Source organism: Bradyrhizobium sp. LTSPM299 (genome assembly GCF_000938235.1).
GTDB lineage: Bacteria > Pseudomonadota > Alphaproteobacteria > Rhizobiales > Xanthobacteraceae > Bradyrhizobium.
On record NZ_JYMU01000010.1, the window covers coordinates 85788 to 111459 of the forward strand.

Genomic DNA, 25672 nt, shown 5'->3' on the forward strand with positions numbered 1-25672 from the left:
CTGTACCCCCTCACCCGGATTGCATCTGACGATGCAATCCGACCTCTCCCCGCAAGCGGGGCGAGGTAAGAGATCACACCGCCGGCGCCGGCAGGCCGTGGATCGCACAGGCGGCGCGCAGCGTGTTCACCAGCAGGCACGCCACCGTCATCTGCCCGACGCCGCCGGGCACCGGCGTGATCGCGCCGGCGACGTCGAGCGCCTCCTGGAAGGCGACGTCGCCGACCAGCTTCGGCTTGCTACCTGCCACCGGGATGCGGTTGATGCCGACATCAATCACGGTGGCTCCGGGCTTCAGCCAGTCGCCGCGCACCATTTCGGGCTTGCCGACTGCGGCATAGACCAGATCGGCCTGGGCACAGAGTTTTGGCAGATCGCGCGAGCGTGAATGCGCGATCGTCACCGTCGCATTCTCGTTCAAAAGCAATTGCACCAGCGGGCGGCCGACCAGATTCGAGCGACCGATCACGATCGCGTTCATGCCCTCGAGCGAGGCATGCACGCTCTTGGTCAGGATGATGCAGCCGAGCGGCGTGCAGGGCGACAGTGCGGCGAAGCCGCCGGCCAGCCGTCCGGCGTTGTTCGGGTGCAGGCCATCGACATCCTTGGCAGGGTCGATCGCGTTGATGATTGTTTCGGTGTGCAGCGATTTCGGCAGCGGCAGCTGGACCAGGATGCCATGCACCAGCGGATCGCGATTCAGCCGCGCGATCAGCGTCAGCAGATCATCCTGGGAGACGTCGGCCGGCAGCTTGTGCTCGAACGAGGCCATGCCGGAGCTTTGCGTCTGGGTGTGCTTGCTGCGGACATAGACCTCGCTGGCCGGGTCGTTGCCAACAAGCACGACGGCGAGCCCCGGCGTGAGCTGGTGGTCGCGCTTGACGCGAGCGACCTCGCCGGCGACGCGGCCGCGCAGCTCGGCGGCAATGACTTTTCCATCGATGATGCGGGCGGTCATGTCATTCCCCGGTACTTGCCCCTGAATCGTGCTCCGGCGTCGTGGCGGTCAGCTTCCTCAAGATATCGCCAAGCTGCCTTGGATCGCCATCCACCGCCACCTGCTTGAGCCGCGAGGTGATGCCGGACAGGATCTTCACCCTGGCCTTGGGCACGCCGAGCGCCTTGGAGAGCAGCTCGGTCACCGCGCGGTTGGCCTCGCCGCCTTCGGCAATGGCGCGAACCCGCACCTTCACCACCGACCGGCCGTTGGCCAGCGTTTCGATCCCGTCGATGTCGTCACGGCCGCCCCGGGGCGTCACGCGCAAGGCGATGCTGATGCCCCCGGTGGAGTAGCGCCAAGGGTCCACGCTTCGTCTCTATGGGACGTAGGGGTAGACGTACTCGCTGAGATAAAGCTGGATCAGCCAAAGCGCAAAGAACGCGATGATTGGCGAGATATCCAGGCCGCCGAAATTGGGCAGGCGCCGGCGAATCGGACCGAGCACGGGCTCGGTGATTCTGAAGAGGAACTCCGCGATCGCAGCGACGAATTGGTTGCGCGTGTTCACGACATTGAAGGCGACCAGCCAGGAAAGGATCGCCGAAGCGATCAGCAGATACATATAAAGATTTATGATCTGGATCAGGATGAATACGATTGGCTTCATAGGCTGGACTTGTCCGGGAGAGAGCTCGGTGCGGCTGCCCGCTAGATATCGGTTCATCCCCCCGCAAACAAGGGAAGTTCCGGGCCAATCGGGCCGAAAACCGCAGTTTCAGCGTTCTTGACTTGCCCTTGGGCGGGACTGTAAATGGCGCCGGATTGTCGACCGGATACTCAGCAAACCGGTCGCGTTGGGGCCATAGCTCAGCTGGGAGAGCGCGTCGTTCGCAATGACGAGGTCGGCGGTTCGATCCCGCCTGGCTCCACCAGCCTTCGCTCGCTTCGCGAGCTACGGCTCGGCAAGCCCGGACAGTCTATCGTAGCGAAGTGAGCGAACGCTGCCGCGGCGTAGCCCACAGGGCGAGGCCGGGCTCTCGACACGCACCAGATGTGCTACCATGCCTTCCGCAACCATGCGGGGTGGGCAGCATGAAATATGTCTACATTCTCGAGAGTCTCGATTCCCTGCACTTCTACGTGGGCATCACCGACGATCTGCGAGCCCGGCTAGCCAAGCACAACGCCGGCGAGGTGCCCCATACATCGAAATATGGGCCGGGCTCAAGACCTACGTGGCCTTCAGCGACGAGAAGCAGGCAGTGGCATTTGAAAAATATCTGAAATCTGCGTCCGGCCGCGCCTTCGCCAAGAAGCGCCTCCAGCCCCCTCACGTCCCCGTAAACCTCGGCGGCCGCTTCTCGACGAAGCTCGCGACGCCCTCCCTGAAATCATTCCCCTTCAGCGCGATTTGCATCTCGCGGTTGGCATCGATGGTGGCCTCAGCCAGCGTCTGGAACGGCACGTCGTAGAGCTGGCGCTTGATCACGGCGATCGCGCTTGGCGAAACGAAATCGGCAAGGTCGCGGGCATAGGCATAGGTTTCCTCGCGGAGCTTCTCGGGCGCGTAAAGCCGGTTGACGAGGCCGATACGCAGCGCCTCCTCGGCGGACACCCGCCGCGCCGACATCAGGAGATCGAGCGCGTTGGCATGACCGACGAGGCGCGGCAGCATCCAGCTGATGCCATGTTCGGCGATCAGGCCGCGCCGTGCGAAAGCCGTCGTGAACACCGCAGTGTCAGCCGCGAAGCGAACGTCGCAATACAGCGCATGCACCAAGCCGATACCGGCGGTGGCGCCGTTCAGCATGCCGATCACGGGCTTCGGAATCGCAGGATAATAGGCGTAGCGGGTCTGCCAGTCGGCGCGGCGGTTCATGTCGAACGGAATCGTCTCGCCGCGCCTCATCTCGTTGGGATCGATTCCCTTCAGCGCCTCCATGTCGGCGCCGGCACAGAACCCGCGGCCCGCGCCGGTCAGCACGATGACGCGGACATCGTCGTCACTGGCCGCGGCCTCCATCGCGTGGCGCACATCGCGCTCCATGATCGCCGTCCACGCATTCATGCGGTCGGGGCGATTGAGCGTGATGGTCGCGATCCCATTGCTGACGTCGTAGAGGATGTGTTCGTAGGTCACGGCGATCTCCCTTTGCCTTGTTGTTATGACTTCGCGCGACCATGCGGCTGCGCGCGGCAGTTGCCGCGACACTAACACAACAATGAAAATGAGAAGCCTCGCGAAAATTCCGCGTGGCGGCTATTCAGCCGCCTGCAGCATCACCGCGCGCGGCGTTTGCGCGATCCAGCCGTCGAGGAAATGCTTCAGCCATGCACGCTCGGCGGCATCGTGCACTGCGCGTTCGGCGAAGTGCAGATGGCGCGGCTGCGCGCCCGGCTGATCCATCCGCACGCAACCGCGCGTGGTCCAGCGATGCATCATCGCGTAGGTCACGTCGGGATGAAACTGCAGGCCGAAGGCGTTGCCGGACCGGAACGCCTGCATCGGGAAGTCGGCGCCCTCGGCGAGCAGCTCGGCGCCGTCAGGCAACTGAAACCCCTCGCCATGCCAGTGATAGACGCGCGCCGGCCAATCCGGGCAGAGCGCGCGGCCGGCTTCGGTCGGCCTGATCGGGTAATAGCCGACTTCGACACGGCCTTCTGCGTGCGGGGCCACCGTCGCACCGAGTTGCCGCGCCAGCATCTGGGCGCCCAGGCAGATGCCCAGGAACGGCCGCTGTTCGCGCAACGGAATCGCGATCCAGTCGATCTCGCGCCGCAAATAGTCATCGGGGTCGTTGGCACTCATCGGGCCGCCGAAGATCACCGCGCCGGCATGATTGTCGAGCGTGTCAGGCAATGCGTCGCCGAAGCGCGGGCGGCGGATGTCGAGGGGATAGCCGAGAGCGCGCAGGGCATTTCCGATCCGCCCGGGAGTCGACGTCTCCTGGTGCATCACGATCAGCACCGGGCGCTTCAGGACCGGATCCGAAGGCGTGGCCGCAGCCGGCCTTCCCGTTGGGAAGGGCACCACGGCACTGGCTTGGTCCGACCGGAACAACATCGTCCTTGCTTCGATATTCGGCACGTCGGGCGAGATGATAGCTAAGTAATTCTTAATATCGCGTGAGCTGGCGCACACCCGCCTAGCCTTCGAAGCAAGTCGCGGGCCAGAATAGGCCTTATTGACGATGGATTAGCGCTTGCGGAGCTGAAATCCGCCGACCGCGGTCAGGATGAAGGAGCGCGGGAACAGGCGGAGCAGGAACGGCACCATCTTGATGAAGGCGCCGGGCAATACGGCGCGCTTGTTGGCCATCAGCCCGCGATAAGCCTGCCTGGCGACCTCGGCCGGCGGAACGTCGAGAATGGCGGAATCGAAGCCGGGCGAGAAGCCTGCGCGCGCCTGGAATTCCGACGGCACGGGACCGGGGCACACCACGGTGACGCGAACGCCCTGCGGGGCCAGCTCGCAGCGCAGCGCCTCGGAGAACGACAGCACATAGGCCTTGCTGGCGTAGTAGACGGCCATGCCGGGCCCCGGCAGGAAGCCGGCGATGGAGCCGAGATTGAGGATGCCGCCCTGATTGCGGATCAGCTGATCGGCAAAGCGCAGCGACAGATCGGTCAACGCCCGGATGTTGACCGCGATAATGTTAAGCTGTTCGGCTCGGTCGCGCTTGACGGCGAGGCCGAACACGCCAAAACCGGCATTGTTGACGAGATATTCGACCTCGACGCCGGCCTCAGCCAGAGCCGCTGCGATCTTGTCACCGGCATCGATCTCCTGGAGATCGCAGGGAATCACGATCGGCGCCGCGCTGCCCTTGCCGGCGAGCTCGTCGGCCAGCTCCTTCAGACGATCGGCACGCCGCGCCACCAGCGCCACACGGTGACCATTCGCTGCAAAAACGCGCGCCAGTTCGGAGCCTATGCCCGCCGATGCCCCGGTTATCAGCGTCACACGCTCGGTCACGATTCAAACTCTTATTGCAAATTCCAGAGGTCTCGAACGGCGGCGACGAGAGCATACGCAAGCGGTGGGATGCAAGCCACCTGTAAGCTTGTCGACAGGCGGCGCCGCGCAGGTCTCGAAGTGAAACGCCAGATTTTCAGGCGCATCGCCCACGATGGCGGCAGACCGCACCGCACATTAAAATTTCGTCATCTCCAACGTGGGCGCGACGAGAGCGTTTTCGAGCGAAGTGGGTGCCGATTCGCGTGAAGAAAACGCGTCAAAACAAGAATCTAGAGCTTCGTTCCGATTCCATCGGAACGAAGCTCTAGGCCGCGCCTGCTCGGGCAGGCGTGTCAGATTGCCGCGTCTGCCGTGCCCCAGGGGCCCTTGGGCAGCTCCGCCTGCTTCTCGGCGACACGATGCTTGAGATCGATGCGGTCGCGCGAGGAGATGCCGAGCAGGTCGGCGGCACGCCAGACCACATTGTCCTCGAACTCGCTGACCTGGCCGTCGGCATAGACCAGCTCCCACATCATCTCGACGATGCGCAGCCGCCCTTGCTCGTCCACCGAGCGCATGATCACGCTGGTAAAGTGATAGAGATCGACGGCTTCGCCCTCGACCCGCATCGCCGACGCGATCAGCCTGTCGGCCGTGCCGGGATCGAGCTGGAAACGGCTCTCGATCAGGCTGTGCAATTTACGCGTCTCGACCGCCGTCGGCTCGCCGTCCAGCGACACGACGTGGACCAGCAGCGCGGTCGCGGCGAGACGATAGTCGCTGTCGCCGAAGGTCCGGTCAGCTTGCGCGTCTGATGAGACCATATCGGCAATGAATTGGCGGAGTCCGTCGAGCATTGCTCTCTCTGTCGAATGAAGCGTGATAAAATCTATATGGCGTGGAAACAGAACCGGCGCAATCGGCGCAGGTTCCGGCTGGCCATTACGTTTGGGTAATCTGCTTTGAGTCATTCCGGGGCTCGCGTAGCGAGAACCCGGAATCTCGAGATTCCGGGTCTGGTCCTAACGGACCATCCCGGAATGACGGAGTACTGGCTCACGGTATCTCGTACACCACGAGCTTGTCGGCAATGCCGCGCAACGCCGCTTCCTTCTGGATCGGCCTGATCGACGCGCGATCGAGAATGCCGGCAACCTCCGCCGATTCCATCACCGGCTGGGTGAGGTGAATCTCCTGCGACGTCGACAGGCTCTGCACCCTTGCTGCGATGTTGACGGTTTGGCCGAAATAGTCCTGGCGCTCGTTCAGCATCACCGCAAGGCAGGGTCCCTCATGGATACCGATCTTTACGACCAGATCCTCCTTGCCGCGCTCGTCGTTGATTGTCTTCATCGCCGTGCGCATGCGCAGGCCCGCGGCCAGCGCGTGTTCGGGACGGACGAACGTCGCCATCACCGCGTCCCCGATCGTTTTCACCACCGCGCCACGCTCTGAGGCGATAATATCGAGCAATGCGTGGAAGTGTGCGCGCACAAGATCGAAGGCGGCGAGGTCGCCGACGCGCTCGTACAGCGCGGTCGAGCCCTTCAAATCCGTGAACAGGAAGGTCAGCGAGGTGATCTTGAGCCGCTGATCGAGCGTGAGATTGTCGGCCTTGTAGACGTCGCGGAAGGTCTGGTTGCTCAGGATGCGTTTCGCCGTCAGGAACGGCTTTCGCTTGCCGATCAGATGATGCAATGCCTCAGCGGCGATGAACACCGACGGCAACACCCGAACGCCGGCCTGGTTGTCGAGCGACAGCCGCAGCGGGCCGGGCCGCAGGGTCATGTTGCCGGTCGGCGCATGAACCTTGTTGTACATCAGCGACAAATGCTGGCGGTCCTTGGTCGGTTCGCCCTGAACGTCGATGAATTGCGCCGAATGCGTCACCGGCTCGAACACGATGATGAATTCTTTCGGCAGTTGCAGCGACAGCACCGCCTTCTCGCCGGCCGGGAGCTCGAGCGCATCCAGCACGACCTGATCGGAAAGCTCCCCGAACGACTCCTTGTTGAAGTCGACGCCGGAGCTCCAGAAGATCTGCTTGAAATAATCCCAGATCGGCAGCGTGTTCGGATCGTGCGCCGCGATGCGGCGAACGCGCGGGCTTACGGTGAAGGCGACCTCGACCTGCTCGTCGACGGAGGCCTCGTAGCCGCAGGCGCAAAGGCCGCACTGATAGTCGTCATTACGCAGCGATTTCAGCGTCGAATGGGCATCGAGCACGCCGCTGCAGCCGGGGCAGAGCACGTTCCAGGTCAATTCGAACAGGCCTAGCCGCGAGGCATGCAGGAAGCCGGAAATCACCTGTTCCTCACCGAGCCCGGTGCGCTTGGAGAAATCCAGCGCATTGACCCGGTTGAGTTCGTGGTCCTCGCCCTTCTCGATCAACTGCACGATGGCGTCGGCGACCGCGGGATCCGTGGTCTGCCGCAACACTGAAAACTGTGCCTGCACGTCGCTCATGAGGGACCTAAGATGAGGTGGGCCGCGCCAAGGCGCAAGCCCTGGTACCGAGGCTCAATTACCCAAGTCTCGATTACCTGGGCGTGATCGCAAACATCGGCGAACGGTTGGGCTGCGTCGTCACCACACCGATCGGGATCACCGGATCCTTGTCCACCAGTGCGACGCGGAACGCGCCGATCAGTTTCGCCAGCGCCAGCGTCGCCTCGACGAGCGCGAAATGCGCGCCAATGCAGACGCGCGCGCCGACGCCGAACGGCAGATAGGCGAAGCGATCGGGCGGCGTCCCCGTCATGAACCGTGCCGGCACGAACGCGTTCGGATCGCGCCACAGCTTTTCATGCCGGTGCAACAGCCATGGCGCGATCAGAATTACGTCATGCTTCCTGACCGGACGGCCGGCGATCGTGTCGGAACCAGCAGCCGCGCGCGCAATCAAAAACGCCGGCGGATAGAGCCGCATCGTCTCGTCCATCACGGCGCGGGTGAATTTCAGCCTCTCGATGTCGAGCGCGCCAGCTGCTGCCACGCTTTTCACTTCGGCCGCCAGCTGTTCCTGGGTCGCCGGATCCAGCGCCAGCAGATAGAGCGCCCAGAACAGCGCAGTTGCCGTGGTCTCGTGTCCGGCCAGGATCATGGTCGCGATCTGATCGCCGAGCTGAGCGTCGGTGAAGGCCTCGCCGGTCTCGGGGTCGCGCGCGTCGCCCATCAGATCGAACAGATCGCGGGCCGGTGCGCCATCGTTCTTGCCGGCGGCGCGACGCTCGGCCATCAGTTGGCCCACGAACGCGGTCCAGCGCTTGCGGAAGCGGGCGCGGCGGAAATCATGCGGGGTCGGCCAGCCGAGCGGCAGTACGAGGTCCAGGATGCTCGGCCGCGCCAGCGTCCCGCCATACTCCATCACGAAGTCGCGCAAGGCTGCTCCGTGGCGCTCCATGCCGAACGAAAACATGGTGCGGCCGGCGATCTCCAAGGCCATCCGCTGCATCGCCTCGCGCAGATCGACGGGACCGCTGCTCGCGGCTTTCAGCTTGGTGATCGTCTCGTCGGTCGCCGCGATCATATAGGGCACCAGCGTCATCACCGCGCGCGGCGTGAAGGCCGGCGCCAGGGTGCGGCGCTGATGCTTCCAGGCACGGCCCTCGGCGATCAGCAACCCTTCGCCGAGCATCGGGCGCAGCACGCGAATGCCGGCGGCGGTGCGGGTGTAATTCTCGTAATTGTCGACGAGCACATGCCGGATCGCTTCCGGCGTGTTGAGGATGAAGCTCGAGTGGCCGAGGAAGCGGCCCTGGATGATGCCTTCCTCGTAGGCGCGCCGGCCCCAGGTCTCGATCGGGCTGTTGCGCATCGCACGCATCCGCCCGAACGCGGTCATGTCGTCGGGCGCGCGCGGCGGGGTCGGCGGCACCAGAGGCCGCCGCGTGACTGTCATGTCGTAGACTTCGGCGATGCTCATGGCTATTGCTCCAGCCTCTCGCGACAACGAATTCAGGCACGCGAGCCTGTATAAGACCTAATAAGTCAGCTCGGCGACCGCAATCCGGTTTTCCGATGCCGGCCAGGCCCGCGCCACGATCCGCTCTTGGTTGAAGATGCCGACCACCGGACGGCCGATCTCGGCCGCTGGGAGCCGCAACGTCGTCACCGCGTCCGTCGGCACGCCCGGCTTCACGTCATCAGGCTCCTTGCCGTCGAACAGCACGACATCGCGCGGCAGGCCGAAATAGCCGCGCGGCCGCGACATCAGGACGACGGCGCCCGCGCCGGCATCGGCGGCGAGTGGCTGCCGCGCCGCGCGCAAATGCACGATGTCCGACGAGCGCGGAAACGGCGAGCGATAAAAATGCGTCGTCACGGAGCCTGGCGAAGTCAGCACAATCTCGAGAGACCAGGACGGATCGACCTGCGCCGGACCCCAACGGCCGTCGGCGTTGGTTTGCGAGCTGTGCACCGTTCCGCCGATCCGTTCACCGGTGTCATCAGACACATGATAGATATCGACCGATGCGCTGGACACCGGACGATTGGTCTGCACGCCGCCGGGCGTGCCCGTGACGAGACCGCTCAACTTCACTATCGCTTCTGATACTATCTCGATCCGCGACGGCTCGCGTCCGGCGATGAACTTGTAGATCTCGCGGAAGGCGCGCGGATGATACGCGGTCTCGCGATGATCGACCGCGCCGATCACCAGATTGGTCGCGCCCTTCAGCGCCGGGCCTTCGGTGGTGATGTTGGTCGGCGTGCCCGGCTTGCCGGCGAAGCGGCCGTCGGCTTGGGCATATTTGTCGAGCCCATCGCTACGCAGCGTCAGGAATGCGGTCCCTGCCGTGACCTCGCTGTCGCCCTCGTTGAGCCCGCGCAGGAACGGGCCGCGGCCATTGAACTCGTTGCCCAACCCCTCGTCCCATGCATAGACGCCATGATTGGGCGTGCCGCACAGCACGGCATGGCTGACATCGCCGCTACCGCCGTTCTTGATAGTGTTGCGGATCGCATTGCCGCCGCGTGAATTGCCGACCAGCGCGACGCGCGCGGCACCGGTTGACTGCTTCAGCGCCTTGATCGCCTCGCCGAGCTCGCGGCGCGCGTCCTCGGTCGAGGAGCGATTGGCCTGCTCGACCTTGTCGTCGGTGCGCGCCAGCGGATCGGTGAAGTTGATCGCGAACACCCGCTCGCGCGGCACGCCGTTGGATTCCATCCGCCAGATCGTCGTCATCCAGAGCGCCGCGTGGTCGCCATTGCCGTGCACGAACAGGATCGGCGAGATATCACCAGCAGGCCCCGTCTGCGCCAGGGCCGACGTGCCCAAACGGCCCGCCAGCAAGGTCAGAGCTCCGGCACCTCGCAAAATCGTCCGCCGTGACAGCTTCATTGGTCCCCTTCCCCAAGTCTTTCAGTGCTTTAGCTGGTTAATCATACCGTAATGGCTGGACAGCACCCGCTTTTCGCGGGCATCAGTTGGTCTAGCCGGAATCATCACCCAGCCATAGCAGGCCAAACGGAACCGGATATGACCGATTCGCCGAAGCGCGCCGACAGTATCACTGCACCGTTGCGGCACGCGGTCTTCCGACGCATCTGGCTCGCCAGCCTGCTCTCCAATCTCGGCATCCTGATCCAGGGCGTCGGCGCCGCCTGGGCGATGACGCAAATGACGGCGCAGGCGGACAAGGTCGCGCTGGTGCAGACCGCGCTGATGCTGCCGGTGATGCTGATCTCGATGCCGGCCGGCGCCATCGCCGACATGCATGACCGCCGCATCGTCGCGCTGGTGTCGCTAGCGATCGCGCTCTCCGGCGCCACCACGCTGACGGTGCTGGCGTGGCTCAATCTGGTGACGCCGAACATCCTGCTCGCGCTGTGCTTCGTGGTCGGCAGCGGCATGGCGCTGTTCGGCCCGGCCTGGCAATCCTCGGTCAGCGAGCAGGTGCCGACCGAGACGCTGCCGGCCGCGGTCGCGCTCAACGGCATCAGCTACAACATCGCGCGCAGTTTTGGGCCCGCGATCGGCGGCATTGTGGTCGCCTCCGCCGGCGCGGTCGCGGCGTTCGGCGCCAACACCGTGCTGTATCTGCCGCTGCTGGTGGTGCTGTTCCTGTGGAATCGGGTCAGCGAGCCGTCGCGGCTGCCGCGCGAGCGGCTGAACCGCGCGATCGTGTCGGGCGTGCGCTACATCACCAATTCGCCGTCGATCAAGATCGTGCTGACCCGCACCATGGTCACCGGCATCATCGGCGGCTCGGTATCGGCGCTGATGCCGCTGGTGGCACGCGATCTCCTGCATGGCGGCGCGCAGACCTACGGCATCATGCTCGGCGCCTTCGGCATGGGCGCCGTGATCGGCGCCCTCAACATCAGCGAGGTGCGCGCCCGCATGAGCGGCGAGGCGGCAGTGCGCGCCTGCGCGCTGTCGATGGGCTGCGCGATCGCAGCCGTTGCGGTCAGCAGGGAGCCGGTGATCACGGCGGCTGCACTGGTGGTCGCCGGCGCGGTGTGGATGCTGGCCGTGGCGCTGTTCAATATCGGCGTGCAGCTCTCGGCGCCGCGCTGGGTGGCCGGCCGTTCGCTCGCAGCCTTCCAGGCCGCGATCGCCGGTGGCATCGCGATCGGAAGCTGGATCTGGGGCCATATCACCGAAATCGCCGGTGTCGAGACCGCGCTTCTGATCTCCGCCGGCCTGATGCTGCTGTCACCCATACTCGGCATCTGGCTGCGGATGCCGCCGATCGGCGCGCGCAACGAAGCGGCAGCCGAGACGCTCGCCGATCCCGAGGTGCGGTTGCAACTGACCGGGCGCAGCGGGCCGCTGGTGGTCGAGATCGAATACCGCGTGGCGCAGGACAATGCCCGCGCCTTCCACAATGTAATGCAGGAGGTGCAGCTCAGCCGCCAGCGCAACGGTGCCTATGGCTGGTCGATCGCGCGCGACATTGCCGACCCTGAATTGTGGATCGAACGCTATCACTGCCCGACCTGGCTCGATTATCTGCGCCAGCGCAACCGGCCGACCCAGTCCGAGCGCGAACTGCACCAGAAGGCGATCGACTTCCATATCGGTCCCGATCCGGTGCGAGTACACCGCATGCTGGAGCGTCCGTTCGGATCGGTGCGCTGGAAGGACGAGACCCCGGACCGCGCCGCCCACGAGGTCTTGCCTGTGGTCGCGACCGCGGCGGGAAGCAGTACGTAGCCCCGCCGTCATTCCGGGGCGCGCCTCTTGGCGCGAGCCCCGGAATGACGGAGCCTACTGCCCGTTATCGCTCAACGTCTGCTGGCAAGCCTTGCCGAGGCGGGCACGATGTTCCTTCAGGCAGGCCAGCACGGCCTGGTCGCCTTCACCGAGATGGGGACGGCAGAAACGCGAGGCATCGCGGGAGCAGGCATCGCGGCCCTGCTGCGCCGACGCGGACGACGCCAGCAAAACCAACGGAACGACGGCGAGCAGAAATCGGGTCATTTCAAAGCCTCTAATGAATGTGACGGCGTGCTTTACAGCCTTTCAGCACACCGAAGAAGCTTGAAACGGCCGGAACGGCGGCAGGTTCCTGCCCGGTCCGATCGTCCCGGACGGCCTGCGTCTTGTCGCCGCAGGCATGGCCCGGGATGCAGCGCCGAAATTACTCGGCAGCGACCTTGCGCGATTGGCCGGCCAGATCGCGGTCGAGCACGACGCGGCAGCCGCTGCTGAGATCGGAGCGATGCTTGACCATGCAGGCGGTGATCTTCGGGATGTTCGGGATCTCCGAACTGCACAGCCGGAACGCGTCGCCGGTGCACATCTGCTGCGCTTCGGCGCTGAAAGCAAAGCTCGCAGTCGGGGACAGCGCGGAGAAGGCGACTGCAAAGGCCACTGCGGCACCGGCCTTGCGCGCGCAATTCTGGAGAACTTGGCTGGTCATGATCGGCTCCCATTGGCACCGCAGAAGCGGGCCCGTTGTTCGATGGGCCGATCATTGCGCCTTCGCGCGCCGCCTGACTGTGACGGTCATCACGCAAGCGTAAGCCGCTCTTTTTCTTGCGCTCCCGCCGCCGTGTTGGGACCGCGTTAAGACCTTGTTGGCACTAATCAGACGTTGCGGCTGTGGCGTACCCGAGTTCCCAGGAAGTGTGTAGCGATGCGTAATCCGTTGGGCCTGATGCTGGCCAGTGTTGTCATGGCGGTGGTGATCGCCGGAGTGTGGTTCTGGACCTCCTCCCCGCGCGCCGATGCCGCTCCTCCCCAAACCATGGCCGCCCGCGCGGCCGATCCGCTTCCGGCGCCATCGGCGGCTGCCAAGGACGATGTCAACGTGACCGCCGCGCTGGGCAAGCGCGCCGACGCCACGACAGCGGCTGCGCCGGCCCCGGCTCCCGCGCCAATGCCCGCACCGGTCGCGGCCGCAGCCAAATGCGCCAATCCCGACGCGCTCGGCATCAGCCGCACCGTAGTGGTCGACGCGACAGGCGGCCCGGGCTTCGGCTTCCTGCAATACAAGCAGTTCGACTTCCTGACCGACCACGAGATCGTGCTGACCTTCGACGACGGTCCGTGGCCGACCACACCCGCCGTGCTGAAGGCGCTGGCGGACGAGTGCACCAAGGCGGTGTTCTTCCCGATCGGCCTGCACACCACCTACCATCCGGACATTCTTCGCCAGGTCGCAGCTGCCGGCCACACCATCGGCTCCCACACCTGGTCGCACGCCCATCTCGCCAGCAAGAAGATGACCGAGCAGCAGGCCAAGGACGAGATCGAGAAAGGCTTTAGCGCCGTCAAGCTCGCGCTCGGCGCCAATCCCGCCCCGTTCTTCCGCTTCCCGGCGCTGGCGCACACCCCTGCGACTCTCGCCTATCTCGAGAGCCGCAACATCGCGCGATTCTCGGTCGACGTCGACTCTAACGACTTCAAGTCGAAGAGTTCGGACGAGGTGATCAAGAACGTGATGACCGGGCTCGACAAGGAGCACAAAGGCATTATCCTGATGCACGATCTGCAGAGGCACACCGCCCAGGCGCTGCCGACGCTGCTGCGCCAGCTGAAGGCGGGCGGCTACAAAGTGGTCTGGATGAAGGCCAAGACCCAGGTCGAGACACTGCCCGACTACGACGCGATGATGCAGAATACCGTGAAGGTCCCGACCGCATCGGCCCGCCCGGTGAGCAGCGTCATCCAGACGGTCGCGGAGTAGGCTTCTACGCGAGGTCACGTTTCGAAACGTCGTCATGGCCGGGCTCGTCCCGGCCATCCACGTTTTGGCACACTGCCAAAATATCGAAAACAACCCCATGCAAAGTAGCCGGCGGCTGCCGGCGCTCGACACGACACCTTGACATGTCGGGCAACTCAGCGGCATCATTCCATTATTCCGAAATCGCGCAAGCGCCCCTCACCCTCCCGCACGCGGGAGAGAGAGAGCACAGTCCCTTTCGGCGTTACCAATAAATCCCGTAGCGATGCAGTTCGCCGATGATGCGGCCCGCAGTCCAGTGCCGCGCGTAACGACGATTGCTCGACTTGTGCGCGGTGGCCTGCTTCTGCTCCACGGGCTTCCAAGCCGGCGTTGATGCCGGTTGAATAGTGGCCTGCTGCACCGCCGGCTGCGCTTGTGGCTGCGGCGCTGGCGCCGGCGCGGCAGCAGCCGGCCGCTCGACATATTTCGGAACCTCGGGCGGCTTCGGCGCCTCGACCGCCGGCGTCACCGGCACGTCGGCAACCTTGCCCGATGCGTTGACCGTATTGGACGCGGCAGCCGGTAAGCTCTCTCCCCGGCCCAACGTCAAGCTTCGATCGCCGGCCTGCGCGGAAGCAGAAGCCAAAACCATCGCCGTGATCAGGATGAGTTTGCGCATCGTCGCGTCTCCCGTTGGTGACGGGGAGATTAGGCCAGCGGCGGCGATCGAGGTGTGAGGTGCCTCACGTCGCCCGACGCAGTGTGATCCGCGTCAGCTCCGACGGGCGGCCGAGCCGCAGCGCGAAGCCGGGCCACAGACCGGTGCCGTTGTTGACGTAGAGCGTCATCCCGTCGACCTGGTACCTCCCCGAAACGAAGCCGTTGTTGGCGCGCGCGGCCAAGCGGTCGAGTCCAACGATCATTCCGCCGTGCGTATGTCCCGACAGTTGCAGCGCGACGCCATGCGCGGCTGCGTTCCGCGCGTTCAACGGCTGGTGGTCGAGCAGGATGACGGGCACGCCATTCGGCGCATTGCCGATAGCGGCGGCAAGGTCCGGACCGGGGTTGCCGGTTCTGGGTGCCGACTTGTCGGTGACGCCAGCGATGACCAATTTGCCGCCGTCGCGATTGAGAACGACGTGTTCATTCGAGAGCACGTGCATGCCCATATCGGCGTAATGCGCCATCCAGGCGCGGTAATCGAAGAAATATTCGTGATTTCCGGGGATCACGTAGACGCCATCAACTGCACGCAGATCCCGCAGCGGCTCGACGTCTTTGCTACGCGACGCAAGGTCGCCGTCAATCAGATCGCCCGTGATCAGGATCAGGTTCGCGCCGAGGCCGTTTGCCCGATCGACGACGGCGCGGGCCCAGGCCGTCGGAAAAAGGCGGCTGATGTGGAGATCGGTTAGCTGCAACATCGTGTAGCCATCGAACTGGGACGGCAGCCCGACGATGCCGAACTCGATGTCGCGGAGCGGCGGCACTCTCGTCGCCTGGCGCACGCCGATCGCAGCCGTCAAAGCCGCGATGGCGGCCATCGTGTACCTGATGGTATCTGATACGGTCACCCCGTACACCAGCATTGCGGGCAGCGTGATGACGTCGAGCAACACCTGCAACAGCGCCAGAAACAGGATCGTCCCGAACGCCCAATTGAAGAGAATGACGATCGCGCGCGGAAACTCGGGCGCGAACACCGATCCCGAAGAGAGCCGGCTCCAATAATGATACTGCGAAACTCCGAGCATGGCGGCAGCCAGGATGATCTTGATCGGCGTCGGGAGTGCCAGCGGCCAGACGAAGCGGGTGATGACCAGCAGACTGGGCAGGGTCAGTATGAGGGTGGGAATTGGATGCTCCTTGCAGGACACTTTGCGGCGCGAGGCGAGTCTACAGCCTTCGTCCGCGAAATCATCGTCCAGTATCGCTCTTCGCCTTGGCTATTCTCGTCGAGACCCGCGACGGAGGCCGGGGTGCCTCCTGGCTTTGCTGACCTTAGAGTGAAGAAAGGTGGCGCTGCCATGGAAGGACTGCCGATTAACGGCGGGCAGTGTCACCGCGAGGTCTGACGGTCGATGCGCCGCGGCCTGCTCTTTCTTTGGACCAAGATGTGAGCTGCATCACGACGCCTACCTTTGAACTTGTAGCAAACGCGAGTTCAATCCTGGCCACTTATACGTTTGAGTATTTTGACCGTAGGTTCTTTCAAATCGACCCTCTCGAAGACGGATATTTCGTTTCCGTCTTCACTAAGGATCATAAATGCCCTTTGCTCTCCAGCAGAGCCGACCAGCGAAGCTCCTTCGTGGTCGTATTTTGCCTCGCCAATTACCGCGAGTCCTCTAATGTGGCCCGAATAGATAACAGAATGTTTCCGTTTGGCTGTGGGTCTGGCGGGGGACGCTGAACTCAGAGCACCGATCGAACACCCAAAAGCAGATCATCTTCGCGCTCGTAGCTGCCTCTGAAACTAACTCGGTCATTTCCACGCACACACTTGAGCGCGCAATCCGGCCCTTGCCAATTCTCTGCAATCGCTTCGGGTGTCGCAAGCGCAGCAGCTCGTCCTAGTTGCTGAAGGAGCGACGACTGCCCTTCCACGCCGTCCAGAATGTCTTTCCGACGCAAGCGCTCGTCTTCCTCAACTGAAGCAAGCGAGGTAACGAGCGTGCCAACATTGGGATGCGGCTTCGGATTCTTAAGTGCTTTGCCGCATTGTTCTTGCGCTAGCTCGAAGAAACCAGAGTTCAGCAGCTTGGTTCCTAGGTTGCTCATGGCGAGAGATTCATCTATTGCGGCAGCGCGATTGTATGCTGCAACGGCCTTGGTGGGCAATCCAAGCTCGTCCGAACACCTGAGCGGGGTGTTGCATGTGTTTCCCACGCAACAGGCAGCAGCACGACCGATTCTGCCTCCGCATGCTGAGCATTCCATTCATAGACAGTTGTAATAGCAACCTTGCGCTCTTCAACGAGATCAGAGGGCGAAGCGATCAGGACGCGGATTACGTTCGCGGTGAATGACATGGGTCGACTGGTTCCTTGCGCCGCGACCAGCGCCGGTGTGCTGCGAGGGAGATGTTAGGCGTGTCATGCAAGCACACGCCTGCCACTCGCATACGATAGGGAAACCCGGAGTCGATGCTTCGAAGAATGGTGCCGCAAACAGGACTCGAACCTGTGACCCCGTCATTACGAATGACGTGCTCTACCAACTGAGCTATTGCGGCGGACCAAACGCAGCGGCGTTTGATAGTCTCAAACGCGTGCCACCTGATATCGGGCATGGCCCCGATTGGCAAGAAAAAGCCAGGCCGGTGTGGGCCCTGATTAACTCCCGAAACGTGACAAAAATCCCTTCCAGCCGCCCATCTGGGCCTTGGGCGGGCCGATTTGTTCCGCGAATTCGTCGACCGGCCCGTCCTCGTCGATCCCGGGGTCGTCGGGGGCGCGGATGATGGGGATGACGGCGGGAATCGGGGTCGGGGCGGCCTTGGGCAGGTCGGTGCGGGAGCGGAACAAGGGGGCAGGTGCCGGGGGCGCCGATTCGGGGGGTGGGGCTGATACGGCCGGGGCTGGTTCGGTTTCTGCTGCTGGCACCGGGGCGTTGTCCTGGGCGGCTGGGGGCTCCGGCTCGATCGGCTTGACCTCGATGGGCTCAACCGGGGCTGCCACTGGCGGCTCGCTGACCAGTTCCCTGAGCGGTTCCGTGGACGCCTCCCTGGGCGGCTCAACCCGGCGCGGGGCCAGCATCGCCTCCTCGAAGGGCGAGGGCTCGATCGTGCTGCCCTTGTCGGACGGTAGCGCCGCGACCGGGGTCTGCCACTGGAAGGCATCGAGCCGGCCGCTGACCGGGGAGACCGGGCGCCAGCGGTCCGAGACATAGCCGTCCGCGGTCCAGACCGGATCGTGCAGCGCGCGCACGGCGCGCATCGTCCAGGCCCGCGCCCGGCCGCTGTCGCCATGCTCGGTGCGCTCGAGATCCGCCATCAGCAGCGCGACGCGCTGCGTCGGCGCGCCGATGAACGGCTCCAGCGCCGTGCGCGCCTTGGCAAATTCCGACGCGTCGATCGCGGCGCGGGCGATCGCCAGCGCGCCTTCGATATGGCCGGATGTCTTGGCCGCGAGTGTCTCGACCCGCACCAGGCGCTGGCGCGCGGAATCGCCGAGCCGCACATGGGCGTAGGCGTCGGCCAAATCAGGATGCGGCTGCGCCAGCCACGCCGTCTCGACGAGGCGCATCGCGCGGCGCACCTGATGCGCCTCGCTCTCGAACTTGGCTGCCAGCACCGCCGCCGGAATCAGCGTCGGCGCCAGCTTGACCGCCTCCTTCGCACTTTCGCGCGAGAAATCGCGATCGAGAGCCTCCAGTTCCAGCGCCCGCGCCGTCAGCAGCACGCCGCGTTGCCGCCGGTAGGTCGCCTTGTCGATCAAGCCTGAGCTCTGGTTGTTGTCGAGGATCGACAGCGCGCCGGCCCAATCGCCCTTGGCGCAGCAGAAGCCGAGCACGGCGTGCGAAGCCCATGACGACGACGGCGAGACCTTCAACGCTTCTTCCGCGATCATCACGGCCGAGACCGGATCGTCGGCGCGCTGCGCCTCGATGAAGAGGCCGCGCAGGCCCAACAGCCGCGTGTCCGGGCGCTCGGCCATCGCGCGGAAGGCGCGCTGCGCGGCGGCACGGTCGCCATCGAGCTGCGCCGATTGCGCGTGCAGCAACAAGGCGAGCGGATCGTTGCCGGCGTGGCGCCGCGCCATTTCGGCGTGGGCGCGGGCGGTCGTGGAATCGCCATGACCGATCGCGAGCAGGCCTTGCGTGATGGCATGGCGGCCGCGAGCGTGACGGCGCTCGCGCCTGCCGCGACGGACGTGCCCCGGCACATTCCAAATCATGCGCAGGATCGCGCCGGCAATCATCGCGACGACGATGATGATGCCGAGCAGGATCACCGGCTGCTTGGACGACAGGTGCAAGCCGCCCCATGACATCACGAGGTCGCCGGGCTGATCGACCACCCAGGTCCCGCCGGCCGCAGCAAGCGCAATCAACAACAGGAACAGAACGATCCGGATCATCAAAGACCTATTGCAATGACCTACTGATTAACCGAGGCGAGCGCCGCCATGGCATTGTCGGCGAATTTTCGCGAGGCGGCGAGCGCCGCACTGCGCGCGTCCACCCTGTCGATCCACGGCTGCGCCGCGGTGCGATCGGCCGGTGGCAGCGACTTCAATTCGCGCTCGGTCAGCGCGAGGTCATTATGCACGGCGGCCGATGTCACGCGCGCGACGATGCTGCCGCGATCGGTGCCGGTGGCATCGGTCCGCTCGATGCGGATCAGCTTGGAGGCGCTGGCCTGCAGACGATCGACCAATCCTGCACCGCTGGCCGTTGCCGTTTCCGGCGGCACGAGCTGCGGCACGATCTCGATCAGCTCGCGGCAGAGCCTGTTCGTATCAGGCAAGCCAGTGGTCGCAAAAGCCTCGAGCGGCTTCAGCGCCGCGGGATCGTCGGAGAGCGCTTTCGCCGCGGCAAGCGCGGAGGCGAAGGGATCGCCATGGCGGACCGCGGCGTCGAGCAGCGTGGCCGCGACGACGCGGCGCAACGGCGTATCATCGGCCGGCTTGGTGTCGGCGAGCTTGGTGTCTTGTTTGGCGATCTCGGTGCTCTGCGTCTTCATCGCGCCTTCGATCGCGTCAATGCGCGCCGTGATTCCGGACAGGTCGGGCGCAGCCCCGCCAGTGCGGGGCGCGGCCTTCACATCATTGACGGCGGCTGCGAGCTTGTCGGATTGCGCGCGCGTGGCGGAGAGATCGCTGCGCAACGCCGCGATCGATTTATCCAGCCCCTCCAGCCGCGCCGACGCGGCAGGATCGGCCGCCGCAGCGGGTGGCTTGCTGACTTTCGATTCGAGGCCGGCGACCCGCGAGGTGAGACCGTCGATCGCGGCGGCGTTGGGCTGTGGCGCGGGGGCAGGCGCGACCTGAGGCCAACCGAGCAGCCAGCCGACCCCGATCACCAGCGCCGCGGCGACCGCGCCTGAGATCGGCGCGACCACCCAGGGCGAGACCGGCCGCGGCGGTTCGGGCACATGTTCCGACGCTCGTCCGGATCCCTGCGCAGCCTCGGGCCCAGCCGCGGATTCTGGCTCAGATTTGGGTTCGGGCTCCGGCTCGGCCGCGGCTTCAGGCGAAGCCGCCTCGGTGGTGGCCGGCGGCGGCTCGCTCGACACAGCGGTCGCCTCGAGATCGATGGTCGGCGGCGCACGCCTGGGCCGGGCGGAATCCGGCGAAGGGTCGCTATCCTCGGGCCTGTCTTCAGCCATCGCGGGGGGTCCTCAACTCGATCAGCGGCCTACTCTAACAGAATCGGCGACGGTTCTTAGAGCACGATCCAAAAAATCGGGCCATGGTCCCCATTTACAACTGTCATCGCCCGGCCTGTGCGCAATTGCGCACATGGACCGGGCGACCCAGTACGCCGCGGCCTCTCGGCACAAGCACTGGCGCCTCTGGAATACTGGATCACCCGCATGCGCGGGTGACGACACCAAAGGAAACCGAATTCCACCCGTCATTGCGAGCGAAGTGCATGTTCAAACGAAAGAATCATTGGAGGTCAGGAGGGCAAGGCACGGCCGAGTGTGTCCAGCAGGGCATTCTCGTCCGCTGAGGCCGCCACCGTCACCTTGATCGCGCCGGCATCGTGCAGAACAGAGGCCACTGAGGCTGATATGCAGCATTGCGGCAGCGCCAAGGCGGAAATCTCGAGGCCATCGGCCCTGACAGCGTCGAGGAAGGCCTGCGCGCTGCGGCGGGAATAATGCAGCACCGCCGTGATCCCGTTCGCCATGAACGCATCCGAGACCTCCCGCGGGAAGCTTGCGACCGGCGCCATCCGGTAGGTGGTGTGGCTGACGACGGTCAATCCGGCGTCGCCGAGTTCGCCCGCGAGATCGCGCGACAGGTCGGCGCCGGCGAGATAGAGCAGCGTGGCTGATTTCTTCAGCTTGCCGGCCTTGGCGCGCGCCAGCACGAGATCGCGCAGCGCATTGGCATCGCCCTTGGCCGTGATCACCTTGCCGAAGCCGGCGGCCTGCGCGGCATCGGCGGTGTGGGCCCCGACCGCGAACAGTGGCAGGCGCAGCAGCCGGCTGCCGGCGAGATCGACCGCGCGCAGGGCGTTGGCGCTGGTCAAAATGATAGCGTCATATTTGGCGTCGTGATCGTCATGGAACGGCAACGGCTCGAAGCGCAGCATCGGCGCCAGCAGGGCGTCAAAACCCCGTGCACGCAGATTTTCCAGCGTCGCCGCATTGTCGGGAGACGGGCGTGTGACAAGGACCGCCACGGCTCAGGACTTCCACCGCTGGAAATGGGTCATAGCTTCCGATTGGCTTCCGATTGCACTTTGAGACCTCGCAATGCTACCCCGGAAGAGCCATTTTAGTGATGATCGCGCAAGGGCCGAAATTGGATAACGAACCACCGATGCTGGTATTGGGAATCGAAACCACCTGCGACGAAACCGCGGCTGCCGTGGTCGAGCGGCAGAGCGATGGCTCGGGCAAAATTCTCTCCAATATCGTGCGCTCGCAGACCGAGGAACACGCCCGCTTCGGCGGCGTGGTTCCGGAGATCGCGGCGCGGGCCCATGTCGACCTGCTCGACGGCATCGTCGCCACAGCGATGAAGGAAGCCGGTGTCGGCTACGCGCAGTTGTCCGCAGTCGCGGCCGCCGCGGGTCCCGGCCTGATCGGTGGCGTGATTGTCGGCCTGACCACCGCGAAGGCGATCGCGATGGTGCATGACACGCCGCTGATCGCGGTGAACCATCTCGAGGCGCACGCGCTGACACCGCGGCTCACATGCGCGCTGGCGTTCCCCTATTGCCTGTTCCTGGCCTCGGGCGGCCACACCCAGATTGTAGCGGTGGTCGGCGTCGGACAATATGTGCGCCTTGGCACCACGGTCGATGACGCGATGGGCGAAGCCTTCGACAAGGTCGCAAAAATGCTGTCGCTGCCCTATCCCGGCGGGCCGCAGGTCGAGCGTGCGGCCGAGGGCGGCGATCCCAAGCGCTTTGCCTTTCCGCGCCCGATGCTCGGCCGTCCCGACGCCAATTTCTCGCTGTCGGGATTGAAGACCGCGGTGCGCAACGAAGCGAGCCGGCTGACGCCATTGGAGCCGCAGGACATCAGTGATCTCTGCGCCAGCTTCCAGGCCGCGGTGCTGGAATCGACCGCTGACAGGTTGAACGTCGGCCTCAAACTGTTCCACGAGCAGTTCGGCACGCCGCGCGCGCTGGTCGCGGCCGGCGGCGTCGCCGCCAACCATGCGATCCGCAGCGCGCTGCAGGATGTCGCGGCCAGGGCGCAGACCACGCTGATCATCCCGCCGCCGGCGCTCTGCACCGACAACGGCGCGATGATCGCATGGGCCGGCGCCGAACGGATGGCGCTCGGACTGACCGACACGATGGACGCGCCGCCGCGCGCCCGCTGGCTGCTCGACGCCAACGCGATGCCGCCGGCAGGGTATGGCAACAGTCGCGCGGCTTACTGATTCGAGGGGTTGCGATGCCCGCGTATACGTCTGTCAGCGTCATCGGAGCCGGTGCATGGGGCACGGCACTGGCCGATGTCGCGGCGCGCGCCGGACGGAAGGTTACGCTGTACGCCCGTGATCCAGCGCACGCTGCGCAGATCCAGGCGACGCGCATCAATCCAAAGCTCGCCGGCGTCCGGCTCGATCCCGCCATCGACGTGACATCTGATATTGCCGCCGCGGCACGCGCGGACCTCATCCTCGCCGTTACCCCGGCGCAGCATCTGCGCGCGGCCGTCAGCCGTCTTGCTCCGCATGTCAAACGCGGCACGCCCGTGATCGCCTGCGCCAAGGGCATCGAGCACGGCACGCACAAGTTCATGACCGAGGTGATCGCGGAAGCCGCACCGCAGGCGGTGCCCGCCATCCTGTCGGGACCGAGCTTTGCCGATGACGTCGCGCGCGGACTTCCGACCGCGGTGACATTGGCCGCAAGGGACGAGGCGGCCGCGAGCCGCCTGGTGCAGGCGCTGGGATCAGCGACCTTCCGTCCCTATCACACGTCAGACGTACGCGGCGTCGAGATCGGCGGCGCGGCGAAGAATGTGCTGGCGATCGCGGCCGGTATCGTGGTCGGCCGCGACCTCGGCGCCTCCGCGCTCGCAGCACTAACCACGCGCGGCTTCAGCGAGCTCGCGCGCTTCGGCCGCGCCTGCGGCGCGCGACCGGAGACCCTCGCCGGCCTGTCGGGATTGGGCGACCTCCTGCTGAGCTGCTCCACCGCGCAATCACGCAATTTCGCACTCGGCATCGCACTCGGCCGCGGCGAAGCGGCGCCGCTCGGCAAGCTCGCCGAAGGCGCGTCCACCGCGCCGGTTCTGGTCGAGCTCGCCACGTCGCTCAAGGTCGAGATGCCGGTGTCACACGCGGTCGCGGCGATCCTTGCGCACAAACTCACGATCGATGCCGCGATCGAGGGGCTGCTGACGCGCCCGTTCAAAGCAGAGTGAGCGTCATGGCCGCTGCGTGTGGCCCTTCACGGCCTGTGCGCGCTGTAATAGCGTAGCGGCGAACCGCCGGGTCCCGGTCGAACAATCAAGAAACGGATCCTTTCAAGAAACGGATCCTTGGGGATAACGCATGCGTCAACCGCATCACGCCATCGTTTCGATCGGCATTCTATTGGCCGTCGCCGCCTCAACTGCCACCGCCCGCGCGCAAACAGCCGTCCCATACGACGAACTCGCCAAGAGCGAGGCGGCGGCCAACGCCGACAATGGCAAGCGGGTCGCCCCGCTCAAATCGATCGGCAATCCCGCCAATGATGTCTCCCCCGAGATGCAGGCCGTGATCGGCGCGCCGTATCCGCCGCATTTCAATGCGGACCCGAAGACCCCGGCGGAATGGAAGGAACTGATCGATCGCCGCGCCAAGCTTGCAATCGCGGGTATCCCGGCGATGAAGGCGAAGCTCGGCGTCAAGGTCGAGGAGACGAAGATCGCCGGCGTGCACTGCTTCATCGTCACGCCGAACAAGATCGAGCTCGAGAACCGGCGGCGCCTGCTGATTCACGTTCATGGCGGCGGTTACGTGTTCGGACCCGGCGAGGCGGCGTTGCCAGAAGCCATCATGATGGCGGGCTTCGGCGGCTTCAAGGTCATCTCGGTCGACTACCGGATGCCGCCGGACTTCCCCTACCCGGCGGCGATGGACGACGCGATGGCGGTTTACAAGGCCGTCCTGAAATCGCACGAACACCATCGTGTCGCTATTTTCGGCACGTCGACCGGCGGCGCGATGACGCTCGCGATGGTGTTGCGGGCGAGGGATGAAAAGCTGCCGCTGCCGGCCGCCATCGCGCCGGGCACGCCGTGGTCGGATATCGACAAGATCGGCGACAGCTATGCCAGCAATGAGTGGGTCGACAATGTGCTGGTGACCTGGGACGGCTGGCTCGGCCGCGCGGCGAAGCTTTACGCCAACGGGACGAGCCTGAAGGATCCCTACATCTCGCCGATCTACGGCGACTTCAAGGGCTTCCCGCCGACGATCCTGACCTCGGGTACGCGCGACCTGTTCCTCAGCAACACGGTTCGCACCCATCGCAAATTGCGCCGCGCCGGTGTCATCGCCGACCTCAACGTCTATGAGGGGATGTCGCACGCCCAGTACCAGTTCAACGTCGATGCGCCCGAGACCAGGGAAGCCTTCACCGACATCGCCAAATTCTTCGACAGGTATCTGAAGCAATAAGGCCGTCGCAAACGATGTGCGGCGATGCCCGCGCTTGTCTCTGATATCTGCGTGCCTATAACATCGCGGCGCGATCGGCGTTCAAGAATGGCAAGAACAGGGTAAGTTGCGATGAACTACTGGCTGGTGAAATCCGAACCGTCGGTCTGGTCCTGGGACCAGCAGGTCGCCAAGGGCGCGAAGGGCGAAGCCTGGACCGGCGTGCGCAACTTCACGGCGCGGCAGAACCTCGTCAACATGAAGAAGGGCGACAAGGCGTTCTTCTATCATTCCAACGAGGGCAAGGAGATCGTCGGCATCGCCGAGATCGTCAAGGAGGCCTATCCCGACCCGTCCGACAAGACCGGCAAATTCGTCTGCGTCGACATCAAGGCCGACAAGCCCTTGAAAACGCCGGTCACAATGGCCGCGATCAAGGCCGACAAGAAGTTCGCCGAGATGGCGCTGGTGAAATATTCGCGGCTCTCGGTGCAGCCGGTGACGGCGGAGGAATGGAAGATGGTCTGCAAGATGGGCGGATTATGATGTCGTCCCGGCCGAGTGCGCAATTGCGCACGGGGGCCGGGACCCATATGTGGACGGCCCCCGTGGCACAAGAGCTTTGTGAGTAGATCGGAACGCTTGCATCCATATGTCCGGCCTGTTGATGCGACGCACATTGATCGCTGGTCAAGATGGGTTGCGCGACGCGAGCTCCAAACAACCCCGCGACCTGTTGACGGCCAATGGGTCCCACGGACTGTCTCGCATCGTTGATCGACCGATTGCTCCATCTACTCTTGCAGCTTCCGGGTCGGCCGGTGGGCGAACCCGCCGGCCGGCCAATCTGTTAGGCGACGGCTCCCAT

Annotated in this window: 24 protein-coding genes, 2 tRNA genes and 1 pseudogene; 8 read left to right on the forward strand and 19 right to left on the reverse strand. The window is 64.8% G+C overall.

Going from position 1 to position 25672, the window contains the following annotated elements; translation table 11 throughout:
• Positions 1–73: 73 nt before the first annotated feature.
• From UP10_RS07755 to UP10_RS07765, 3 genes are read right to left on the reverse strand one after another with little or no spacing between them, the layout of a single operon-like run.
• Positions 74–958 carry a bifunctional methylenetetrahydrofolate dehydrogenase/methenyltetrahydrofolate cyclohydrolase gene (locus UP10_RS07755; RefSeq protein ID WP_044586778.1) on the reverse strand — a complete coding sequence of 295 codons (885 nt, stop codon included), beginning with the start codon at positions 956–958 and terminating at the stop codon, positions 74–76.
• A 1-nt stretch (position 959) separates the two neighbouring features.
• Positions 960–1307, reverse strand: a complete 348-nt coding sequence (locus UP10_RS07760) for a DUF167 domain-containing protein (RefSeq protein ID WP_044586779.1) — start codon at positions 1305–1307, stop codon at positions 960–962.
• 9 nt (positions 1308–1316) lie between these two features.
• A complete protein-coding gene (locus UP10_RS07765; protein ID WP_044539317.1) occupies positions 1317–1607 on the reverse strand; it encodes a YggT family protein in 291 nt (96 codons plus the stop codon).
• 189 nt (positions 1608–1796) lie between these two features.
• On the opposite strand from UP10_RS07765, the gene UP10_RS07770 reads away from it, so the two are divergent.
• Positions 1797–1872: transfer RNA gene (locus UP10_RS07770), tRNA-Ala, on the forward strand.
• A 160-nt stretch (positions 1873–2032) separates the two neighbouring features.
• Positions 2033–2262 (forward strand): annotated as a pseudogene (locus UP10_RS42835) (GIY-YIG nuclease family protein); the annotation flags it as partial.
• A gap of 8 nt (positions 2263–2270) precedes the next feature.
• Here the strand turns inward: UP10_RS42835 and UP10_RS07775 are convergent.
• The 7 genes from UP10_RS07775 to UP10_RS07805 all read right to left on the reverse strand — a co-directional run bounded on the left by UP10_RS07775 (position 2271) and on the right by UP10_RS07805 (position 10242).
• The gene (locus tag UP10_RS07775; RefSeq protein ID WP_044586780.1) at positions 2271–3080 is read right to left on the reverse strand and encodes an enoyl-CoA hydratase; all 810 of its coding nucleotides are present in this window, start codon (positions 3078–3080) and stop codon (positions 2271–2273) included.
• Between the two features lie 120 nt (positions 3081–3200).
• Positions 3201–4004, reverse strand: a complete 804-nt coding sequence (locus UP10_RS07780) for a glutamine amidotransferase (RefSeq protein WP_044586781.1) — start codon at positions 4002–4004, stop codon at positions 3201–3203.
• A 132-nt stretch (positions 4005–4136) separates the two neighbouring features.
• Complete coding sequence (locus tag UP10_RS07785; protein WP_044586782.1) at positions 4137–4916, reverse strand: SDR family NAD(P)-dependent oxidoreductase; 780 nt, start codon at positions 4914–4916, stop codon at positions 4137–4139.
• Between the two features lie 335 nt (positions 4917–5251).
• Positions 5252–5755: a tellurite resistance TerB family protein gene (locus UP10_RS07790; RefSeq protein ID WP_044586783.1), complete on the reverse strand. Its 504-nt coding sequence runs from the start codon at positions 5753–5755 to the stop codon at positions 5252–5254.
• A 199-nt stretch (positions 5756–5954) separates the two neighbouring features.
• On the reverse strand, positions 5955–7364 hold the full coding sequence (locus tag UP10_RS07795; RefSeq protein ID WP_044586784.1) for an adenylate/guanylate cyclase domain-containing protein: 1410 nt from the start codon (positions 7362–7364) through the stop codon (positions 5955–5957).
• A 73-nt stretch (positions 7365–7437) separates the two neighbouring features.
• Positions 7438–8823, reverse strand: a complete 1386-nt coding sequence (locus UP10_RS07800; protein WP_044586785.1) for a cytochrome P450 — start codon at positions 8821–8823, stop codon at positions 7438–7440.
• Positions 8824–8880: 57 nt separating this feature from the next.
• Complete coding sequence (locus UP10_RS07805) at positions 8881–10242, reverse strand: hydrolase (RefSeq protein ID WP_044586786.1); 1362 nt, start codon at positions 10240–10242, stop codon at positions 8881–8883.
• A 138-nt stretch (positions 10243–10380) separates the two neighbouring features.
• On the opposite strand from UP10_RS07805, the gene UP10_RS07810 reads away from it, so the two are divergent.
• Positions 10381–12060, forward strand: coding sequence for an MFS transporter (locus tag UP10_RS07810; RefSeq protein ID WP_044586787.1), 1680 nt, complete (start codon positions 10381–10383; stop codon positions 12058–12060).
• A 54-nt stretch (positions 12061–12114) separates the two neighbouring features.
• Here the strand turns inward: UP10_RS07810 and UP10_RS07815 are convergent, their stop codons facing one another.
• Positions 12115–12327: a cysteine rich repeat-containing protein gene (locus UP10_RS07815; protein WP_044586788.1), complete on the reverse strand. Its 213-nt coding sequence runs from the start codon at positions 12325–12327 to the stop codon at positions 12115–12117.
• A 160-nt stretch (positions 12328–12487) separates the two neighbouring features.
• On the reverse strand, positions 12488–12769 hold the full coding sequence (locus UP10_RS07820; RefSeq protein ID WP_044586789.1) for a hypothetical protein: 282 nt from the start codon (positions 12767–12769) through the stop codon (positions 12488–12490).
• Between the two features lie 216 nt (positions 12770–12985).
• Here UP10_RS07820 and UP10_RS07825 point away from each other — a divergent pair, with 216 nt between their 5' ends.
• Positions 12986–14038 (forward strand): polysaccharide deacetylase family protein, encoded by a 1053-nt coding sequence (locus UP10_RS07825; protein WP_044586790.1) that lies wholly within the window; start codon positions 12986–12988, stop codon positions 14036–14038.
• Between the two features lie 244 nt (positions 14039–14282).
• On the opposite strand, the gene UP10_RS07830 is transcribed toward UP10_RS07825, so the two are convergent.
• The 7 genes from UP10_RS07830 to UP10_RS07855 all read right to left on the reverse strand — a co-directional run bounded on the left by UP10_RS07830 (position 14283) and on the right by UP10_RS07855 (position 21376).
• Positions 14283–14699 carry a hypothetical protein gene (locus tag UP10_RS07830; protein ID WP_044586791.1) on the reverse strand — a complete coding sequence of 139 codons (417 nt, stop codon included), beginning with the start codon at positions 14697–14699 and terminating at the stop codon, positions 14283–14285.
• Positions 14700–14763: 64 nt separating this feature from the next.
• On the reverse strand, positions 14764–15897 hold the full coding sequence (locus UP10_RS07835; protein WP_044586792.1) for a metallophosphoesterase: 1134 nt from the start codon (positions 15895–15897) through the stop codon (positions 14764–14766).
• 538 nt (positions 15898–16435) lie between these two features.
• On the reverse strand, positions 16436–16861 hold the full coding sequence (locus UP10_RS43995; RefSeq protein WP_156179696.1) for a hypothetical protein: 426 nt from the start codon (positions 16859–16861) through the stop codon (positions 16436–16438).
• Between the two features lie 318 nt (positions 16862–17179).
• Positions 17180–17255, reverse strand: a tRNA-Thr gene (locus tag UP10_RS07840).
• Positions 17256–17355: 100 nt separating this feature from the next.
• Positions 17356–19101, reverse strand: coding sequence for a heme biosynthesis protein HemY (locus tag UP10_RS07845; protein ID WP_044586793.1), 1746 nt, complete (start codon positions 19099–19101; stop codon positions 17356–17358).
• 20 nt (positions 19102–19121) lie between these two features.
• Positions 19122–20351, reverse strand: coding sequence for a COG4223 family protein (locus UP10_RS07850; protein WP_044586794.1), 1230 nt, complete (start codon positions 20349–20351; stop codon positions 19122–19124).
• 293 nt (positions 20352–20644) lie between these two features.
• On the reverse strand, positions 20645–21376 hold the full coding sequence (locus tag UP10_RS07855) for a uroporphyrinogen-III synthase (RefSeq protein ID WP_044586795.1): 732 nt from the start codon (positions 21374–21376) through the stop codon (positions 20645–20647).
• 140 nt (positions 21377–21516) lie between these two features.
• On the opposite strand from UP10_RS07855, the gene tsaD reads away from it, so the two are divergent.
• The 4 genes from tsaD to UP10_RS07875 all read left to right on the forward strand — a co-directional run bounded on the left by tsaD (position 21517) and on the right by UP10_RS07875 (position 25350).
• Complete coding sequence (gene tsaD / locus UP10_RS07860) at positions 21517–22590, forward strand: tRNA (adenosine(37)-N6)-threonylcarbamoyltransferase complex transferase subunit TsaD (protein ID WP_044586807.1); 1074 nt, start codon at positions 21517–21519, stop codon at positions 22588–22590.
• Between the two features lie 14 nt (positions 22591–22604).
• Positions 22605–23582, forward strand: a complete 978-nt coding sequence (locus UP10_RS07865) for an NAD(P)H-dependent glycerol-3-phosphate dehydrogenase (protein WP_044586796.1) — start codon at positions 22605–22607, stop codon at positions 23580–23582.
• Positions 23583–23712: 130 nt separating this feature from the next.
• A complete protein-coding gene (locus UP10_RS07870) occupies positions 23713–24825 on the forward strand; it encodes an alpha/beta hydrolase (RefSeq protein ID WP_044586797.1) in 1113 nt (370 codons plus the stop codon).
• Positions 24826–24936: 111 nt separating this feature from the next.
• Entirely contained in the window at positions 24937–25350 is a 414-nt protein-coding gene (locus UP10_RS07875) for an EVE domain-containing protein (protein WP_044586798.1), read from the forward strand.
• Positions 25351–25672 lie beyond the last annotated feature (322 nt).

Coding starts and splice junctions, on each gene's coding strand:
- UP10_RS07755 (WP_044586778.1), bottom strand. CDS start 958: ATGACCGCCCGCATCATCGATGGAAAAGTCATTGCCGCCGAGCTGCGC.
- UP10_RS07765 (WP_044539317.1), bottom strand. CDS start 1,607: ATGAAGCCAATCGTATTCATCCTGATCCAGATCATAAATCTTTATATG.
- UP10_RS07780 (WP_044586781.1), bottom strand. CDS start 4,004: ATGTTGTTCCGGTCGGACCAAGCCAGTGCCGTGGTGCCCTTCCCAACG.
- UP10_RS07790 (WP_044586783.1), bottom strand. CDS start 5,755: ATGCTCGACGGACTCCGCCAATTCATTGCCGATATGGTCTCATCAGAC.
- UP10_RS07795 (WP_044586784.1), bottom strand. CDS start 7,364: ATGAGCGACGTGCAGGCACAGTTTTCAGTGTTGCGGCAGACCACGGAT.
- UP10_RS07800 (WP_044586785.1), bottom strand. CDS start 8,823: ATGAGCATCGCCGAAGTCTACGACATGACAGTCACGCGGCGGCCTCTG.
- UP10_RS07805 (WP_044586786.1), bottom strand. CDS start 10,242: ATGAAGCTGTCACGGCGGACGATTTTGCGAGGTGCCGGAGCTCTGACC.
- UP10_RS07810 (WP_044586787.1), top strand. CDS start 10,381: ATGACCGATTCGCCGAAGCGCGCCGACAGTATCACTGCACCGTTGCGG.
- UP10_RS07815 (WP_044586788.1), bottom strand. CDS start 12,327: ATGACCCGATTTCTGCTCGCCGTCGTTCCGTTGGTTTTGCTGGCGTCG.
- UP10_RS07820 (WP_044586789.1), bottom strand. CDS start 12,769: ATGACCAGCCAAGTTCTCCAGAATTGCGCGCGCAAGGCCGGTGCCGCA.
- UP10_RS07825 (WP_044586790.1), top strand. CDS start 12,986: ATGCGTAATCCGTTGGGCCTGATGCTGGCCAGTGTTGTCATGGCGGTG.
- UP10_RS07830 (WP_044586791.1), bottom strand. CDS start 14,699: ATGCGCAAACTCATCCTGATCACGGCGATGGTTTTGGCTTCTGCTTCC.
- UP10_RS07845 (WP_044586793.1), bottom strand. CDS start 19,101: ATGATCCGGATCGTTCTGTTCCTGTTGTTGATTGCGCTTGCTGCGGCC.
- UP10_RS07850 (WP_044586794.1), bottom strand. CDS start 20,351: ATGGCTGAAGACAGGCCCGAGGATAGCGACCCTTCGCCGGATTCCGCC.
- tsaD (WP_044586807.1), top strand. CDS start 21,517: ATGCTGGTATTGGGAATCGAAACCACCTGCGACGAAACCGCGGCTGCC.
- UP10_RS07865 (WP_044586796.1), top strand. CDS start 22,605: ATGCCCGCGTATACGTCTGTCAGCGTCATCGGAGCCGGTGCATGGGGC.
- UP10_RS07870 (WP_044586797.1), top strand. CDS start 23,713: ATGCGTCAACCGCATCACGCCATCGTTTCGATCGGCATTCTATTGGCC.
- UP10_RS07875 (WP_044586798.1), top strand. CDS start 24,937: ATGAACTACTGGCTGGTGAAATCCGAACCGTCGGTCTGGTCCTGGGAC.